The following is a 16,340-nucleotide window of genomic DNA, read 5'->3' on the forward strand; positions in this document are numbered from 1 at the left end:
TGCTAGATGTTGTCCTGTGCGTAAGACGACGGAGTCGAGTTCGATTGCACGGGACGCAGCTGCGCCGCCCGTGCAACGACGTGACGCCCGATCCAATCGAGCGCGAATTCTGCACGTTGCACAGGGGGTACTGGCGGACAATCCCGATGCGACGATCAACGACGTCGCCGCCGCTGCGGGAGTGGTCCGGCGAACCGTGTACGCCCACTTCGCCTCTCGCGAAGCGTTGATCGACGGTATCGCCGTTGAAGCAGCGGAACGAATTTCGGCTGCGCTCAACCGCGTTCCTGCCGCAGACGAATCGGCGGTGACGGTGTTCGTTCGGCAGACACTGGCCCTGGCACGCGTCGGAGATCAGTACCGGCTGTTACTCGCGGTCGCACGGTCCGATCTGGGACACAACAGCATTCACGATCTACTGACTCCGATGCGCGAGTCGGCCGCCGCGGTCATCCGACGGGGACAGCGCGAGGGTGTGTTCTCCTCGTACCTCGCCGCCGAAGTGCTAATTCTCAATATCGAGGCCATTGCGCTGTCGATCCTCGACGCCACCAACGCCGGATTGATCGGCGATCCGGCCGGAGCGGCGACGACGTCGAGCCTGGTGCTGCTGGGAATCGCGCCGGACGACGCGGAACGCATAGTCGCAGATGTTCGGTCGTCCGCCCGCGCCCGCTGAGAGCAGTACCGACCCCACGCACGACGAAGGCCCCGTCGCAGTGTGTTGTGCGAACGGGGCCTTCGGCCGAAAACGGGTGGATCTAGGGAGCCGGGACGAATCCTGCGCCGAGTCCGTTGCCCTGATCGACGTTGCGGAGTATCGCGTCGAAGTTGGTGCCGACCTCGGGTCCGAAGCACGCCACGCCGAGGTAGGCATTGACCATGCCGACGAGGGTGTTGCCGACGACGACCGGGCTGCCCGAGTCACCTTCGACGACACACAGCTGCGCCCAGGTCTCCTGCGACTGCAGGACGTCGCCGTACGCGAGTCCGCAGGTGTTGCCGGTGGTACGGCCTTCCTTGCAGACGATGTTCGGGAACGCCGTCGGCGGACCGACCTGCGAGATGGTCACGTTGCCGACGCGGTTGATCGGTGCGACCTTGTCACGCTGGAATTCGATGAGGGCGTAGTCGTATTCCGGGTTGGAGAACGCGATGCGGCCGACCTCACCGAGGGAGGTGTCGTACTCGGGGACGATGGAGGCGCCCGCTTGGCCACAGTGACCGGCGGTGAAGCCGACCAGGTTTCCGTTGCGGTCGTTACCGATCGTCGTCAGCGTGCACTCGGCCGCGCCTCCGACGATGATTCCCGAGCCGCCGCCGAGAGCAGCTGGAGTGGCCGCGGATGCGGACCCCACGCCGACGCTGGCTACGATTGCAGCCGCCCCCACGACGACGAGCATGAATTTCTTGAACATGTACTCCCTCTCAGCGGTGTCGGCAGAACCCTAGCAACAACAGGTGTACGAACACGAGCGAGTCGTTCATACGTCCTGCTCGAGGGCGGCAAGCGTCGTGCGCGCCTCCTCGAGTTGACGGCTCAGTTCTGCAACGCGTCGGGCGGCTTCCTCGCGCGCGTGGGAGATGACTGCCTCGACTGCGTCGCGTGCAGTGGGGTCGCCCAACTCCCGAACAGCGCGGCTCACCGACTCGGGGCTCACCGTTTGCGATTTGGTGGGCCGCTTCGCCCCCTGGGTGACCGTGACGGACCAATCGTTGTCGGCCCCCGCATGAATGGTGACGCTGACGCCGCCCGGTGCCTTCTTGGCTCGACGGGGAGCCGGACTCGGCGGTTGCACGGCCTTGGGGCGTTCCGCCACCGTCTTGGGCTGTGCCGGCTCCGCGTCGGGCCGAACCGCTACGGGTTTGGGCTGCACCGGCTCGGCGCTCCTTGCCGGCGTCGCCTGAGGCGGTGCCACCTTCTTCGCGGGCACGCGCTTGGCCGGCGCAGGCGGAGTTGCCGCGTTGCGAGTGATGCGCAGTTCCTCTGCCTCGTAGGGCAATTCGTCGTTGACACCCTTCGGGCTGATGGTGACCGTGGTGCCGTCGATCGACACGACCTTCGCCGACGTCCCCTCGGGCAGGCCCAGACTCGGGTTGGGTTCGCGAAGATAGACGGTGGCGCGACGCCCCTCGGCGAGCGCCGCGGCCAGAGCCGTCAGATTCTCGGGAGTCAACGAATCGTTCACGGCGCGCCCACGGGGTGGCATCGACTACCGGCCTTTCTCGAAAGTGTTTGCGAATACTGTCGCACACTTGCAGGTGAGATGCGGCCGGGGCAGCACAGGGCGCGTCGGATCGGCGTATCGAGAGGGGGTTATCTGTTAATCCAAGTAACTGTAACCACAAGTAACTGTAACTTGGATTAACACTTAGATTTGGTTGGCCGAGAAGGCCGATGTCTCTCACTGTATACGACAGCCGGACTGCGCGCCGCGCGCACACTCGAGGTGCCATCGGCCCCACCAGGGTACCGGCGAGTAGCCGCGCGACTCCCGGGCGAGATCGGTGTCCCGGAACCACCTCACCGAACCGCCCTCGCACACGGTTTCTGCCGCGTAGCCTGGCGGCGTGCCTCCTTGCGAAGGTACGGAACAGGAGTCTCGATGTACCACCTCGACGCGGACGAGCAGTCGCTCAGCGACGGTCCGCACGTGTATTTGCTCGACGCCAAATCCACCCTCGAGGTTCAGGCTCTGAATCAGTGGATCGACGCCACCACGCCGGACGGCGAACCGCGACCACCCTCGGTGGTGCTCTCCGGTGAGGCGAAAACGTCACTCTCGGACAGTGTTCGCGGCTACGCCGACGATCCGCTGCTGATCCCGCTGCGGGTGACTCTGTCCGATCGCAAGAGCGGCATTCTGCACCGAATCTTCGCGCCCCGTGGTCGGTCCAAGCCAACGCAGGTGTGGCAGCGATGGGTGGCAGGCGACGACCCGGACCACTCCGCGGTGTTGGTCGGCGAGCCCGCGACTCTCAGTGATCTGCAGGATCGGTTCGAGCGCGGCGGCGGCACGTCCCTGTCATCGTTCATTCTTCGTCAGGCCAGTCTGGCGCTGGACAAGGCCGAGCGCGGCGTCATCGGCTCCGAGTACAAGATCCCGCGATTCGTCGTCGAGGACATGACGGAACAGAAGAAGTTCCGGGACGGAATCACCGAACTCGCCGAGGAGGTCGGCCAGGATCGCGACGCCGTCGACACCCGCGTCCAGGAGATCCTCGGTGAGATGGTCGCAACCGAGACCCGCCGCGCGGTCGAGATGTGGGGAACCCTCGGGGCGTACTTCTCCCGGGCGTACAAGGTCGACGTGGACCGTGATCAGTTGCAGAAGGTACGCGAACTCAACAAGAACTATCCGCTGGTGTTCCTGCCCAACCACCGTTCCTATCTCGACCCGCTCGTACTGCGTCCTGCCCTGCTGGCCGAAGGCCTGCCGCTCAACCACGTCATGGGCGGCATCAACGTCGGCTTCTGGCCGCTGGGCCCGATCGCCAAACGCAGTGGCGTCGTGCTCATCCAGCGCAAGTTCTCCGACGCGATCTACAAGTGGACGCTGCGTCAGTACATGAGCTTCCTGCTGAGCAAGCGGTTCAACCTCGAGTGGTACATCGAGGGCGGCCGTAGCCGCACCGGGAAGCTCCGCCCGCCGCGGTTCGGCCTGCTGACCTATCTGGTGGACGCACTCGAGACCAGCGATGCGGAGGACGTGTACCTGGTTCCGACGTCCATCACCTACGACCGGCTGCACGAGGTCGGTGCGATGGCCGAGGAATCGCACGGCGCGAAGAAGCAGGCCGAGGGCATTCGGATGGCCATCGGGTACATCCGCGCGCAGGGCACGTTGCGCGGCAACGTGTACCTGAACTTCGGCGAGCCGATGTCGGTGGCGTCGATCGTCGCCGAGAACTCCGACAAGCGAGTGGCGGTGCAGAAGATCGCGCTCGGTGTCTCCCATGCGATCAACGACGCGACTCCGGTGACGCCCGCGGCGCTGGTCACCATGGCCCTGCTCGGCATCGAGGATCGCGCCCTCAACGTCAACGAGATGTGGGCCATCATCGCCCCGCTCGCCCGCTACATCAAGCGCCGCAACCTGCCCACCGCGGGCGGCGTGGACATCGCCGACGTCGACGTCGTGCGCTCGGCCGTCATCGCACAGGTCAACGCCAACGTCGTCAAGCGTTTCGACGACGGTCCCGAGCCCCTGTTCTACCTGGCTCAGGACAAGCATCTGGTCGCAGCGTTCTTCCGCAACAACGCAATCCACTTCTTCGTCATGCGCGCCATCGGCGAGTTGGTCGTGCTGCCGACCAGCGGCGATTCGACGCCACTGACCCAGGAGTCGCTGTGGCAGGCGGCACTGCAGTTACGCGATCTGCTCAAGTTCGAGTTCTTCTTCGGCGACAAGAAGGACTTCGGCGAGCGGCTCGAATCCGAGGTCGATCTCATCGACCCGGACTGGCGCGCCAACATCAGCGATCCAGATTATGCTGCGCGACAACTGCAGTCGCAGGATCTGCATCTGGCGCACCGCGTGCTGCAGCCGATCTTCGAGGCGTACCAGGTGGTTGCCGATCAGCTGATGTTGCTGCCGCAGAGCGGTGAGTTCGACAAGGCGAAGTTCATCACGGAATGCCTCGGTGCAGCTCAGGCCAGACGACTTCGTCAGCAGCTCGATCACAGCGAGTCGATCTCCGGCGAATTGTTCGATACAGCATTGCAATTGGCCGAGAATCGCGATCTGGTCGATTCCACGTCCGACGGTATCGCGCGCCGCAGGCGGGACTTCGCGCTCGAGATCGACGAGTGGGCACGCAAGGTGCGTACGATCCGCGACATGGCCCACCGCATGCTGCGCGAGGTAGAACCGATCTCGGCCCCCGAGGAGAACAATTCATGACCGAGTTCGACGATCGACTGATTGCGATCGCCGCCGCTCCACCCGGCCGGGACACCGTTGCGTTCTTCGATCTGGACGGCACGCTGATCAACGGATTCTCGGCCCGTGCAGTATTTCTCGAACGACTCAAGACTCTCGACGTGACGGTCAAGGAACTGTGGGAGATATCGAGTGCCGTCGTCGAGATGCGGATGCGCAACTCCCCGGTCGACAACCTGATGGGCAAGGCCGTCCGGGGCCTGGAGGGCCGTCGGGAAGACGATCTGATGGAACAGGCAGACACGCTGTTCCGCAACGAGATCGCGCCGATGATCTACCCACAAGCCCGCATCCTTGTCGAAGCACACCGTCACGCCGGTCATCGACTGGTGATGGCCACCTCGGCCACGCCGTACCAGGCGCTGCCCGTACAGCAGGACATGATGTTCGAGACACTGCTGTGCACCACCCCGGTGGTCACCGACGGCATCCTGACCGGGGAGCTGGTCGGCGATTCGCTGTGGGGCCCACGTAAGGCCAAGGCCGCGATCGACTACGCCGAACGTGAGGGAATCGCTCTCGCCGGCTGCTTCGCCTACTCCAACGGCGGTGAGGACATTCCACTGCTCGAGGCCGTCGGCCGTCCCGTCGCCCTCAACCCGGATCCCGAACTGCAGCGCTACGCCGCCAAGAAGAAGTGGCCGTCGCTCACGTTGGAGAGCCCCAAGCGCGGCACCGATCTGACCTCGGCCGTGCGCAGCACCGCAGCTCTGGGGTCGGTGCTGGCCAGCGCATCGATCGGCCTCGGCCTCGGGTTACTGACGCGCAGCAGGCGCAACGGAGCGAACATCACCAGCACCATTGCGCCGGACATCGCTCTGACCATTGCCGGAGTCAAGCTCGACGTGACCGGCACCGAGAACGCGTGGTCGGCGCGACCTGCCGTGTTCATGTTCAACCATCAGAGCACTGCCGACTCGATCATCGTCACCTCCATTCTTCGACGCGACATCACCGCGGTCGCCAAACGAGAACTCGAACGCGACCCACGATTCGCACTGCTGGGCAGAATTTTCGACGTCGCCTACGTCGATCGTGGTGATCCCTCTCAGGCGCGCGAGGCGATGCGCCCGGCCATAGAGAAATTGCACAGTGGCATTTCCGTCGCCATCGCGCCCGAGGGCACGCGGATGCCGACGTCGCGTCTCGGCCGATTCAAGAAGGGCGGCTTCCACCTGGCGATGCAGGCCGGAGTGCCCATCGTTCCCATCGTCATCCACAACGCGGGTGACGTGATGTGGAAAAAGGATTTCACCGTCCATTCCGGTACCGTCAAGGTCACCATCGGCGAGCCCATTCCCACCACGGACTGGGAGCCCGACAAGATCGACGCGTACGTGGACGATGTCCGTTCCTATTTCGACAGAACGTTGGGATATGCCTGAGAACCAGATCAACTCGGTGGTGCAAGCGGAGATCGAACGCAATCTTCTGGGGGGCACTCCGAAGTACACCCGGTCCGACATCGTCGACAGGTCGGGGTTGCCGCTCGAACGGGTCATCGCGCTGTGGATCGGCATGGGCTTTCCCATCCACACCGATACCGAGGCCGTCGTCTACACCGATGCGGACCTCGAGGCACTGAAGTTGATCACCGGGCTCACCGAGCAGAAAGTCATCAAGCCCGAGATGGAGGTGGCGATCGCACGCACTCTCGGCCAGTCGATGTCCAGACTCGCGGAATGGCAAGTGGGCGTGGTGAACTCTCACATCCTCGAGCGCATCACCAGCAGCGACGAGGACCAGAACGACATCGACACCATCCGGCACAACGCCAGGGATATCGCTGCCGAGACGGTCCCCACCCTCGAAGCGCTCCAGGCGTACACCTGGCGACGGCACTTGGCCGCGGCGGCCGGACGGTCCATCGCCGCTCCCGACGACGCCACCGACAGCCCCGTCATGGCCGTCGGCTTCGCGGACATGGTCGGCTACACCAGCCTGACGCGTCGACTCGACATCGGCGAACTGACCACGCTCCTCGAGGAGTTCGAGTCACTCGCCACCAATATCATTGCGCGCGGGCGTGGTTCGGTGATCAAGAACGTCGGCGACGAGGTGATGTTCAGCGCGCAGACTCCCGAGGACGCCGCCCACATCGCCCTCGACCTGCAGGACGCGTTCGCCGAACAGGAAGACATGCCGGACCTGCGGGTCGGGCTGGCCTGGGGGCCGGTTCTCGCCCGTTACGGTGACCTGTACGGGTCGGTGGTCAACATCGCTGCGCGCCTGACCAGTTCGGCCAATCCGGGAACGACTCTCGTCGACACCGTCATGACCGAGGAACTGCGTCACGACTCCGAGTTCTACCTCAAATCGATTCGCTCACTACGGGTCAAGGGTTTCCACAAGCTCAAGCCCCATCGGCTCAAGCGCAACAAGCGCAGCGGTCACCGGAGCGAGGAGTAGAACTCCAGATGTTTACGCGCAGCCTCGTCCCACGTGAGGCTGTGCGCCAGCGTCAGGCCCGGTAGCGGATCCCGCGGTTCCCGCACGGCACGTTCGAGCTCGGCTGCCATGGTCTGCGCCGAGGACGCGTAGGTGACGCTGTTGCCGAACACTTCTCGCAGTACCGGCAGATCTCGCGCGACGACGGGAGTCGACGCCGCGAGTGCTTCCATGGCGGCCAGTCCGAAGCCCTCCTTGGTCGAGAAGAACGGCAGCACAGCAGCCTGTGCCACGAGGTGCGGCAGCTCGTCGTCGACGACGGTACCGAGTATCACCGGTTCGATACCGAGTTCGGCTGCGCGGCGGTCGAATTCGGCGCGATAGTCGCGATAGTCGAACAGCGTCTCGCCGCCGGCGAAGACCAATCGCAGGTCGTGCGCCCGCAGCCGGGCGAAGGCGTCGAGTAGATCCAGGCTGCCTTTGCGCGGTTCGATACCTCCCACGGCGAGCACGTATCGGCCGAGCTTCCCGCGCCAGTGCGATCGGTCCGATTGCGCCGCTGCGGTGAACCTCTCGGCGTCGACGCCGTTGGGGATGACCGTGGGCTCGAATCCCCATCCGCGGCGAACGTCGCTCGCCACCGCCGCCGACACGCAGATGCGCGCGTACGGGGCGGTGATCGCGCGTTCGTGGCACGCGGCCAGCTCGGGCGTGGTGAACTCGTCCAGATGATGGATGGTCCTGATGCAGCGGCCGACGGCATTGGCGGAGATGCAGTCCTGCGCATGGACGATGTCGTACTCCTCCGGTGTGAACGCCTGCCGCAGAACATCTATCGACCGCAGAATTCGTTCTCCGACGTTCTCCCCTTCCCGGTGCTCGAACGGGACCATTCTGATGTCGACGGCGGGGTCCACGTCACGAAAGAACGTACTGTCGCCACCGCGGCCGAGGGCCCACACCGACACGTCCTGCCCGGCGCGCGCCAGCGCCTCGGCCAGCGCCAGTGTGTGCACCACTCCGCCGCGCGGCTTGGACGAGTAGGTCGACAGGCTGATCTTCACTGACCCGGCTTCTCCTGCAACAGATTCGGGTAAGCATCCACTCGACGCTCGGCCAGGTGATGCAGCCCCCGGCGCGCTCGGTCGACCTCGGCGTCGACATCGATCTCGTGCACCGCAAGGCCTCCTTTGGACCAGGTCCGCGCCAGCACGTCGCCACCGGGGCCGACGATCTTCGCCTGCCCGAGAAAGCGCAGCGAACCCATCACTCCGGTTTGATTGGACGAGACCAGCACCACCTGGTTCTCGGCCGCCCGGGCTGCGTCGTACAGATCGAACAGACGGGACTGCCGATCGTTCGGAAGAGAAGACGCTCGATCCGTGACGCTGGCGGGCCAAGCAGACAGGGCCGCAATGATTCTCGCGCCGTCGAGCGCCAGCGTCCGCGCCGACTCCGGGAACGTCTTGTCGTAGTCGATCAACATGCCCATCCGCCCCACCGGGGTGTCGAAGGCCTCGAAGTGGTCACCGGCCGCGTAGGCGAGCGACTCCCCGAGAGGTTGGTGCACCTTGCGATGACTACCCAGGATTCCGTCTCCGGTCAGACAGGCAGCAGCGTTGTACCGCAGACCTTTCGACAGCTCGGTGTAGCCGATGCAGATCGTCATGTTCCCGGCCGCGGCGATGATCGCCGCCAGTTCCGGACCGTCGGGATCGAGGGTGGGCGGCAGTTCCGCGGGATCCGGATTGCTCAGACTGTTGATGTAGCCCCCGAGGGACGCGTCGGGCAGCACCAGGAGATCGATGCCTTCTCGGGCCGCACTGGAGATGATCGTGGTGATCTTCAGTACGGCTCGGTCGACATCTCTCCCGAAATGCGCTGCCAGCGCGCCGATCTTGATGGGGGCCACGAGAAGCTCAGACCATCTGACTCTGGGGTTGTGCGGCACTGATCTCGAGACCGATCTGATCGGCGAGGAACGCAGCGTCCCTCGCCACCGAGGCGAATCGCCCCGAACCCCAGGTGTGCTGCCACGGCAGACCGAGGAAGTACAGGCCGGACACCGAGGTGACGCCTCGGTTGTGCGTCGGGTGGCCCTCGCCGTCGAACGCGCCGACCTTCAGCCAGCGATAGTCGGTGCGAAAGCCGACGGACCAGACGACGGCCTTGATATCGGCGGCGGCGAGGTCGAGTTCGGTGGTCTCGGTCTCCGGACGCCACACCGGAACGTAACGCTCCTCGCTCGGCGCGCTGATTCCCTCGCGCTCGATGTAGGCGTCGATGTTGTCCTTGATGCTCTCGGCCACGCGGTCCGCAGCGTCGAGGGATGCCTCGAGGGTGGGCGCGAACTGCAGAACGCCGTCCTCGACTCCCAGTAGGCGGCCGTAGAGTTTCATGCCCTCGGTGGCGAATGCGCGCAGGTCGATGTCTCGCCCACCGTCACGTCCGGTGACGTAGTGGTTCGTGTTCTCGCGTTTGCCGACGCCGCCGGGTTGATCTTCGATGGAGACATCGTAAACCCCCATGTCGTGCAACCAGGCGACACAGTCGCGGCCGCGATAGAAGCGCGCGACGCGGGGAGCGGTGCCCGCCACCAGATGGACGCGGCGGCCGTCGACGTGCAGGTCCTCGGCAATCTGGGCACCGGACTGGCCGGTGCCGACGACCAGCACGTCGCCGTCCGGGAACTGGTGTGACCCGCGGTATTCGGAGGAGTGGATCTGGACGATGTCACGTGGAAGCTTCTCGGCGAACCTCGGGATTGTGGGGATGTGGTACCCACCGACGGCGACGACGATCTGATCGGCATGCATGGGGCCGGCGGAAGTCTGGAGGTCGAAGCCACCCGCCGCAGACTGGAGTGCTTGATCGACCGAAACGTGCTCTCGGACCGGTGCATCGAAGCTTTCCGCGTAGCGACGTACGAAGGCGTACACCTCGTCACGCTGCATGAATCCGTCGGGATCGTCACCGTCGTAGGAGTACCCGGGGAGCGCGCACTGCCAGTTCGGCGTCACGAGGGTGAAGTTGTCCCAGCGGGAGTCCTTCCACTCGTGCGCGATCGTCTCACGCTCCAACACCACATGTTCGATGCCACGCTGAGTCAGATGCCAACTGATGGACAGGCCGGCCTGCCCGCCGCCGATGACGATCACGGAGTAGTTTTCTATTGCACTGTGATTCTCCGTCATAGCAATTCAGCTCCCGACATGCTCAGTACGCGAACAGCACCGGCCTCGTACGAGGCACTGACACCGTGAATCTCCTCCATCTGCTGCGCGGCCGAGGTGCACCGCATGCCGAACTTGGCGAGCACTCGATCGCTCGCGATCGTCAACGCCTCCGACGTCCGTTGCACGAACTCTGCCACCGGGTAGTCCTGGCCGGGCGTCAGGTAGTCGTGCATCACCAGAGACGGTGAATAACAGGACTGTTCGCGTCCGTCGGGCCATCGAACGAGGAACGACATCTCAGGCATGGATCGGCTCCTTCGTGATGGTCCGGTACACGGACGGTCGGCGATCACGAAGGTTGTACATGCCGCCGCCACGTGCTGCGCCGATGAGGGCAGCGACGTCGACGGTGGCCGTCGCCAAGCCGGGTTCGACGCCCGTGCCGGCGAGAATCTCCCCGCCGGGCCCGACGATCTTTGCGCTGCAGACGAATCGGAGAGATCCGAAGGTACCTGCCTGATTGGCTGCGACCCAGATGATCTGATTCTCGAGAGCGCGGGCTCGGTCGTAGATGTCGAACCGCTGCTTCCAGCGGTCCTCTTCCATGTTCTCGACAGTGGCGGTGCGGGCCGTCGGCCAGGCCGAGATGGAGGCGACGATCTCGGCACCGTCGAGCGCCAGTTCCCTTGCTGCCTCGGGGAATCCCTTGTCGTAGCAGATCTGCATCCCCATGCGGCCGATCGGAGTGTCGAAGGCGGAGTAGCTGTCTCCCGCGTCGTAGCAGAGATTTTCACCGAGCGGCTGGTGCACCTTGCGGTACGAGCCGAGGATTCCACTGCCGTCGACCGTCACTGCGGCGTTGTAGCGGGTATCGCCGTCCTTCTCGCAGAAGCCGAACGTGATGACGGTGTCGCCGGCCATGTCGACGACGCGTCTGATCTCGGGGCCGTCGAGTTCGAGGGCCGGCGGCAGGGCTTTGAGTCGACGCTGCCGCGATTCCTCGGTCTCGTCACCCCCGCCGAGACTCGGCAGGTAGCCGCCGAGGCAGGCCTCGGGCAGGACGAGCAGTTGGCTACCGCGATTGCGCGATTCCTCGAGCAACGCGGCGATGGTGGCGTAGCCCTGCTCCATGTCGCGTCCGAATTCGGCTGCGGCGACGGAAATGGTGATGGGCTTCGGGTGGGTGGTCATGCTTCTCCCAATCCGGTCACGGTGGACGTGACCGCGCGAGTGGTGATTCCGTCGGGCCATCGCAGTGCGACGCCCGGAATGTCGGTGAGCTCTCCGCAGACTGCGGACAGCGCAGGTCCGGACGGTGCAGTGGGTGCACCGGGACGGTCCGCGGTGATCATCGCGAACCCTGGAAAACACGTGATCCATTCGCCCATCGACGCTGCGTCGGGCTTCGGTATCGAGGCGACGTCGAGTACTGCACCCGTCCCGCTCGCCTCGGCCAGCATTCCGGTGGTGCCGGCCAGGCCTGCCATCGAGACGTCCTTGGCGGCCTTGGGTGCGGTTCGGGAAACGAACGTCGCCATGGCCGTCAGTTCGTCGGAGTTCCGACGAGACGACGAATCCCATTGCTGACCATGGTATCCGCGTCGCCACTCGCCTTCGATGTCTGCGGTGAGCGTCAACCGATCGCCGACGCCACCGCCACCGGCCGGCACCGGTCGCGAGGTCCGGCCGAGTGCGGTGACCGACAGCGACGACGGCACCCCGGCCTGGGTGTGGCCTCCGAGCACCGGAACCTGCCACGCTGCAGAGGCATTGGCGAGACCCCGGATGATGCGGGTCAGCCGACTCTGCGTGGGTGCGCCGACGGAATCGAGCATGCCGACTGCTCGGGCACCCATCGCCGAGAGGTCGTTCAGATTGACCAGCGCGGCACACCAGCCGGCCCACTCGGGGTCGCGATCGACCATGGACGGGATGATGGCATCGCACGCAGCGATCATGTCGCTCCCCGGTACCGGAACGCCGTCGTCTCCGCGAAAGCCTTTGGCACCGAGTCCGAGTGGCTGCGCCCGGAGAGGTGCGAGTACCCCGGCGAGCATCGCCTTGGTCGAGGAGACGAGCCGTTCGATCCGGTCGATCGGCCAGTACATCGCCACGTGCGGAGTGTCGGCCACCACGACGTCGCCGCGGCGAATCCACCCGAGGCGGGTGAACAGTTGCTCGTTGCTCTTCTGCACAGTCGCGTCGAATCGAAGAACACCTCTGCTCTCGGCGTGAGCGCAGGCAGCCCGAACAAGGGCAGGCCCGACGCCGGAGGTGCGCGCCGAAGCAGCGACCACGAGCCGGCTTCCCGCCCACCACCCCAGATCCGCCGCGGTGCAGGGTGCCAGCCGCACTCCGCCGAGCACGGTGCCGTCCCGATCGGTGGCGACCAGAACGACTGCTCGAGGGTCGTCGTCGATGTCGTCCTGATCGGTGCCGGCGAACAAGCCCTGTTCGGCAACGAAGGTCGCCCTCCGGAGTGCACGATAGGCGTCGAGCTCCGCTGTACTTCCGCACGGCTGGACGATGAACCCGGGCTCGACGACAGTGGTTGCAGTACCGGACAATCCGGCAAGGTCGCCCAGTTCCACGACACCGAACATGTCAGCCTCCCGCATTCTGCAGAACGCTGCACGCACCGCATGCCGCGCAGCCTGCCTTCTGTTCGGATCCGAGCATCGCCGCGGCCTGAAGTTCCTTGGCGACGCGTCGGGTGACGTTTTCGAGAACGTCTCGGCCGGGGGCCGTCGCTCGGTCGATGTCCACTGCCAACGTTCCGGCCAGCGGCCGGAACGGAACCACGAAGGGGTAGACCCCCATCTCGATCAGTTCTGCTGCGCCTGCGACCAATTCGTCGGGATCCTCACCGAGTCCCACCAGGATGTAAGTCGAAACCTGGTTTCGTCCGAAGACACGAACCGCTTCTTTCCACGCCGCGCGGTACTCGTCCATCGAGACCGAGGCCTTGCCCGGCATCCACCGGCGTCGAACGTCGTCGTCGAGAGATTCGACGTGGATGCCGATGGATTCGGCTCCGGCGTCGTACAGATCTTGGATCGTCTGCAGATCGCCGGGAGGTTCGCACTGCACCTGGATCGGCAGCTGTGGAACCACCGCCTTGATCGCGCGCACGCATCGGGCCAAGTGGCGAGCACCGCGGTCCTTTGCAGCCGAGGTGCCCGTCGTCATGACCATCTGTGTGACGCCGTCGAGTCGCACCGCCGCCTCGGCCACCTCGGCCAACTGCGCCGGGGTCTTGACCGCGATGGTGTCGCCGGCCTCGAGCGAGGCCTCGATGGAGCAGAAGCGACACCGCTGGTCGGCGTCGTAGCGGATGCACGTCTGCACCACTGTCGTAGCGAGGACGCTGGAGCCGTGCAGCTTGGCGATCTTCTCGTAGGCGACGCCGTCGGCGGTGGCGAGGTCGTAGAACTTCGGGCGATCGACGGCCTGAACATCGAGTCCGATGTCGTTGCCGTCGAACAACACTCGACCCTCTTCGAGAACGTACGGGCTGAGCGGATTGCGGGGGATGGCTGCGCCGAGGCCATCGATGCGGACATGTCCATCGTCACTCGGGCCTGCACCGGCAGTTCTGGACACCGGCGTTGCTCCTCGAATTCCGAGCAACGCCAGATCCACGCGTGTAGAGATGGACATCGGGATCCCCTAGACCATGTAGGTCGAATTGATGATGGCACCCTTGCGCGCGTAGTGGATCAACGCGTCCTGCACGTCCAGGGGGTGGGCCGGGATGACGCCCTCGATGAGGTCCTCTTCGCGGCCACCGTGCAGTGCGAGCCCGAAGCGGCAGCAGAACACGGTGCCGCCCTCGGCGATGAATGTCGCGAGCGAATCGTTGATGTTCTGCTCGCCCGGGAAGCCGGAGTCACCGGTCGTCGGAAAGCCCCGAGTGGCAAGGCAATTGATAGCGCCGGGGCCGTAGAAGTACATGGCGGACTCGAAGCCCTTGCGCAGAGCGCGGGTGGCCTGGAGCACAGCGACGAAGGAGACCGACGACTCGTGTGCGATGCCGTGCACCAGCGTGAAGTAGCTCTCGCCGTTCTCGGCCTTGTAGTCGGGGAAGATCTTGGTGGAGCCGTAGATGTTGCTGCCCTTGGGGAGTGAGGGGTGCGGAATCTCTTCGAGCGACTTCTTGATGTTCTCGGCGATGGCCTGGTCGATGTCTGACACGGGTGTCTCCTGAAGTTCGCAGAGCTGGCTGGATGAGGTGGACGCCTGTGGCCACCGTGGGAAGAAAGGTCATGTCCGGCGAGAGAGCAGATCCTCTGCGGGCATGGAACAAGTACAAGCCCCATCCATTTCCGATTGGTCACACCCGGAACAACGCCGTGTTTCGAGGGCCTCACAGTGTTGACGTGGCGTTACGCGGATAGTGTGGAGGTCGAACCACCCATCCACTCCGAACTTGACGAGGAACTCGATGATCGGCGCCGTCACCGGCTTGTTGTACGCGTTGTCCCTGGTCGTAGGCATCTGGGTGCTCGCGAAGCTCGCCATGAACCGACCGGTCCTGCTCAAGAACAAGTCCGATCGAGCCCTGTTCTGGACCATCGCTGCCACCGAGGCCGTCGTCGCGCTGCAGGCCGTCATCGGATTCGTCATGATGTTCACCTCGGATCGAGACATACACCGGCTGACGTTCGGGTCCTACCTCGTCGGACTGCTGTTTCTGCTTCCGCTCGGGACGTGGTGGTCCCTTGGCGACCGCTCCCGCGGCGGCACCGCGGTACTGCTCGTTGCCGTCCTCACCCTCGCGGCCATGGTGCTGCGCCTGAGCCAGATCTGGGCCGGATATGCCTGACAACCTCCAGCAAGCAACGCGCACCGGATTCGGGCGCTTCCTGATCGCCGTCTACGCCGTGTTCGCCGTCGCGGCGACAGCACGCTCGATCGTTCAGCTCGCCACTCGATTCGACGACGCCCCGATCGCGTATCTGCTGTCGGCTTTCGCGGCGGTGGTCTACATCGTGGCCACGGTAGGACTGGCCCGAGCAACCGAGGCATCCCGACGCGTGGTGACGGTGTCCTGCATCATCGAACTCGTCGGAGTCGTCGGCATCGGTGCCCTCAGCTACATCCAGCCCCAGGACTTCCCGGAGCCGACGGTGTGGTCGCACTTCGGATCGGGCTACGTCTTCATCCCGGTAGTGCTCCCCATCGCGGGACTGTGGTGGTTGCGAAAGACTCGGCAGCGGTAGGGGTCTTCCGCAATTTTTGCTCCACTCGGACGGGTCGCACGCGGGGAATCTCTCGATCGAGGCCTTGAGTGGAGCATCCCATGCAGTCTCCAGCCCCGCACCGAAACACCGGTGCGGGGCTGGAAGAGGTTGTCGTGCAGCTACTTCAGCAGAGACGTGTCAGCTCAATGCCGCCAGGTTCGCAACGGATTTCTTGACATCGGTGTCCAGCGCCCGCGCCACCACCGATCCCACCGGACCGAACAGCACACCCCCGCCGAACTTCGCGTCGAGTGTCAGCTCCGAACCACCCTCGGCCTCACGCACATGGACCGTCAGCGAGATCCGCACCCCGCCCTTGCCGCGGCCGGACATCTCGATCAACTTCGGCTCTTCGTACTCCGTGAAGGTCCAGTTGATCGTGTTCTTGAAGCCCTTGACCTTGACCAGCGACTCCACCTCGGTGCCCTTGCCGACCTTCTTCGGCGGTGGGCTGCACCATCCACCGTGAATGGTCATCCACTCGTCGAACCGATCGAGCGCGGAAGCTTTGTCCCACGCGCCCTGCGGATTTTCGGGCATCTGTACCGAGACACTGATCGTCGCCATGTATTCGAGCCTGTCACAACTCC

17 protein-coding genes are annotated in these 16,340 nt (G+C 64.7%); 6 read left to right on the forward strand and 11 right to left on the reverse strand.

Annotated elements, in window-relative coordinates; translation table 11 throughout:
• Nucleotides 1–16: 16 nt before the first annotated feature.
• Entirely contained in the window at nucleotides 17–679 is a 663-nt protein-coding gene (locus R3P93_RS16705; RefSeq protein WP_179272037.1) for a TetR/AcrR family transcriptional regulator, read from the forward strand.
• Between the two features lie 82 nt (nucleotides 680–761).
• Here R3P93_RS16705 and R3P93_RS16710 read toward each other — a convergent pair whose 3' ends face one another.
• Together R3P93_RS16710 and R3P93_RS16715 are read right to left on the reverse strand one after the other, a co-directional pair.
• Entirely contained in the window at nucleotides 762–1,418 is a 657-nt protein-coding gene (locus R3P93_RS16710) for a chymotrypsin family serine protease (RefSeq protein ID WP_037194795.1), read from the reverse strand.
• Between the two features lie 66 nt (nucleotides 1,419–1,484).
• Nucleotides 1,485–2,210, reverse strand: a complete 726-nt coding sequence (locus R3P93_RS16715; protein WP_317533503.1) for a DUF6319 family protein — start codon at nucleotides 2,208–2,210, stop codon at nucleotides 1,485–1,487.
• 396 nt (nucleotides 2,211–2,606) lie between these two features.
• Here R3P93_RS16715 and R3P93_RS16720 point away from each other — a divergent pair, with 396 nt between their 5' ends.
• From R3P93_RS16720 to R3P93_RS16730, 3 genes are read left to right on the forward strand one after another with little or no spacing between them, the layout of a single operon-like run.
• Nucleotides 2,607–4,904: a glycerol-3-phosphate 1-O-acyltransferase gene (locus tag R3P93_RS16720; protein WP_317533504.1), complete on the forward strand. Its 2,298-nt coding sequence runs from the start codon at nucleotides 2,607–2,609 to the stop codon at nucleotides 4,902–4,904.
• A complete protein-coding gene (locus tag R3P93_RS16725) occupies nucleotides 4,901–6,328 on the forward strand; it encodes an HAD-IB family hydrolase (protein ID WP_317533505.1) in 1,428 nt (475 codons plus the stop codon). Before R3P93_RS16720 ends, R3P93_RS16725 begins: the two co-directional genes overlap by 4 nt.
• Nucleotides 6,321–7,352 carry an adenylate/guanylate cyclase domain-containing protein gene (locus R3P93_RS16730; RefSeq protein WP_068048696.1) on the forward strand — a complete coding sequence of 344 codons (1,032 nt, stop codon included), beginning with the start codon at nucleotides 6,321–6,323 and terminating at the stop codon, nucleotides 7,350–7,352. Before R3P93_RS16725 ends, R3P93_RS16730 begins: the two co-directional genes overlap by 8 nt.
• On the opposite strand, the gene R3P93_RS16735 is transcribed toward R3P93_RS16730, so the two are convergent.
• The 8 genes from R3P93_RS16735 to R3P93_RS16770 are packed head-to-tail and all read right to left on the reverse strand — an operon-like array spanning nucleotide 7,334 to nucleotide 14,701.
• Complete coding sequence (locus tag R3P93_RS16735; RefSeq protein WP_317533506.1) at nucleotides 7,334–8,395, reverse strand: MSMEG_0565 family glycosyltransferase; 1,062 nt, start codon at nucleotides 8,393–8,395, stop codon at nucleotides 7,334–7,336. The genes R3P93_RS16730 and R3P93_RS16735 overlap by 19 nt on opposite strands.
• The gene (locus R3P93_RS16740) at nucleotides 8,392–9,243 is read right to left on the reverse strand and encodes a carbon-nitrogen hydrolase family protein (RefSeq protein ID WP_037194809.1); all 852 of its coding nucleotides are present in this window, start codon (nucleotides 9,241–9,243) and stop codon (nucleotides 8,392–8,394) included. The genes R3P93_RS16735 and R3P93_RS16740 overlap by 4 nt, the downstream gene beginning before the upstream one ends.
• 7 nt (nucleotides 9,244–9,250) lie before the next feature.
• Nucleotides 9,251–10,525 (reverse strand): MSMEG_0569 family flavin-dependent oxidoreductase, encoded by a 1,275-nt coding sequence (locus R3P93_RS16745; protein WP_149406871.1) that lies wholly within the window; start codon nucleotides 10,523–10,525, stop codon nucleotides 9,251–9,253.
• A complete protein-coding gene (locus R3P93_RS16750) occupies nucleotides 10,522–10,812 on the reverse strand; it encodes an MSMEG_0570 family nitrogen starvation response protein (protein ID WP_149406870.1) in 291 nt (96 codons plus the stop codon). The genes R3P93_RS16745 and R3P93_RS16750 overlap by 4 nt, the downstream gene beginning before the upstream one ends.
• The gene (locus tag R3P93_RS16755) at nucleotides 10,805–11,698 is read right to left on the reverse strand and encodes a carbon-nitrogen hydrolase family protein (RefSeq protein WP_149406869.1); all 894 of its coding nucleotides are present in this window, start codon (nucleotides 11,696–11,698) and stop codon (nucleotides 10,805–10,807) included. Before R3P93_RS16755 ends, R3P93_RS16750 begins: the two co-directional genes overlap by 8 nt.
• Nucleotides 11,695–13,125, reverse strand: coding sequence for an MSMEG_0567/sll0787 family protein (locus tag R3P93_RS16760; RefSeq protein ID WP_262498485.1), 1,431 nt, complete (start codon nucleotides 13,123–13,125; stop codon nucleotides 11,695–11,697). The genes R3P93_RS16755 and R3P93_RS16760 overlap by 4 nt, the downstream gene beginning before the upstream one ends.
• The gene (locus tag R3P93_RS16765) at nucleotides 13,112–14,167 is read right to left on the reverse strand and encodes an MSMEG_0568 family radical SAM protein (RefSeq protein WP_149406868.1); all 1,056 of its coding nucleotides are present in this window, start codon (nucleotides 14,165–14,167) and stop codon (nucleotides 13,112–13,114) included. Before R3P93_RS16765 ends, R3P93_RS16760 begins: the two co-directional genes overlap by 14 nt.
• A gap of 9 nt (nucleotides 14,168–14,176) precedes the next feature.
• Nucleotides 14,177–14,701, reverse strand: a complete 525-nt coding sequence (locus R3P93_RS16770; protein ID WP_068048684.1) for an MSMEG_0572/Sll0783 family nitrogen starvation response protein — start codon at nucleotides 14,699–14,701, stop codon at nucleotides 14,177–14,179.
• 250 nt (nucleotides 14,702–14,951) lie between these two features.
• Here R3P93_RS16770 and R3P93_RS16775 point away from each other — a divergent pair, with 250 nt between their 5' ends.
• Nucleotides 14,952–15,332 carry a hypothetical protein gene (locus R3P93_RS16775; RefSeq protein WP_149406867.1) on the forward strand — a complete coding sequence of 127 codons (381 nt, stop codon included), beginning with the start codon at nucleotides 14,952–14,954 and terminating at the stop codon, nucleotides 15,330–15,332.
• A complete protein-coding gene (locus tag R3P93_RS16780) occupies nucleotides 15,325–15,729 on the forward strand; it encodes a hypothetical protein (RefSeq protein WP_149406866.1) in 405 nt (134 codons plus the stop codon). The genes R3P93_RS16775 and R3P93_RS16780 overlap by 8 nt, the downstream gene beginning before the upstream one ends.
• A gap of 159 nt (nucleotides 15,730–15,888) precedes the next feature.
• Here R3P93_RS16780 and R3P93_RS16785 read toward each other — a convergent pair whose 3' ends face one another.
• Nucleotides 15,889–16,317: a type II toxin-antitoxin system Rv0910 family toxin gene (locus R3P93_RS16785; protein WP_179272040.1), complete on the reverse strand. Its 429-nt coding sequence runs from the start codon at nucleotides 16,315–16,317 to the stop codon at nucleotides 15,889–15,891.
• Nucleotides 16,318–16,340: the final 23 nt, after the last annotated feature.

Origin of the sequence: Rhodococcus cerastii (genome assembly GCF_033042195.1) — a bacterium.
Taxonomy (GTDB): Bacteria; Actinomycetota; Actinomycetes; order Mycobacteriales; family Mycobacteriaceae; genus Rhodococcoides.

Coding starts and splice junctions, on each gene's coding strand:
- R3P93_RS16715 (WP_317533503.1), bottom strand. CDS start 2,210: ATGCCACCCCGTGGGCGCGCCGTGAACGATTCGTTGACTCCCGAGAAT.
- R3P93_RS16760 (WP_262498485.1), bottom strand. CDS start 13,125: ATGCGGGAGGCTGACATGTTCGGTGTCGTGGAACTGGGCGACCTTGCC.
- R3P93_RS16730 (WP_068048696.1), top strand. CDS start 6,321: ATGCCTGAGAACCAGATCAACTCGGTGGTGCAAGCGGAGATCGAACGC.
- R3P93_RS16750 (WP_149406870.1), bottom strand. CDS start 10,812: ATGCCTGAGATGTCGTTCCTCGTTCGATGGCCCGACGGACGCGAACAG.
- R3P93_RS16755 (WP_149406869.1), bottom strand. CDS start 11,698: ATGACCACCCACCCGAAGCCCATCACCATTTCCGTCGCCGCAGCCGAA.
- R3P93_RS16785 (WP_179272040.1), bottom strand. CDS start 16,317: ATGGCGACGATCAGTGTCTCGGTACAGATGCCCGAAAATCCGCAGGGC.
- R3P93_RS16775 (WP_149406867.1), top strand. CDS start 14,952: ATGATCGGCGCCGTCACCGGCTTGTTGTACGCGTTGTCCCTGGTCGTA.
- R3P93_RS16725 (WP_317533505.1), top strand. CDS start 4,901: ATGACCGAGTTCGACGATCGACTGATTGCGATCGCCGCCGCTCCACCC.
- R3P93_RS16780 (WP_149406866.1), top strand. CDS start 15,325: ATGCCTGACAACCTCCAGCAAGCAACGCGCACCGGATTCGGGCGCTTC.
- R3P93_RS16720 (WP_317533504.1), top strand. CDS start 2,607: ATGTACCACCTCGACGCGGACGAGCAGTCGCTCAGCGACGGTCCGCAC.
- R3P93_RS16765 (WP_149406868.1), bottom strand. CDS start 14,167: ATGTCCATCTCTACACGCGTGGATCTGGCGTTGCTCGGAATTCGAGGA.
- R3P93_RS16710 (WP_037194795.1), bottom strand. CDS start 1,418: ATGTTCAAGAAATTCATGCTCGTCGTCGTGGGGGCGGCTGCAATCGTA.
- R3P93_RS16745 (WP_149406871.1), bottom strand. CDS start 10,525: ATGACGGAGAATCACAGTGCAATAGAAAACTACTCCGTGATCGTCATC.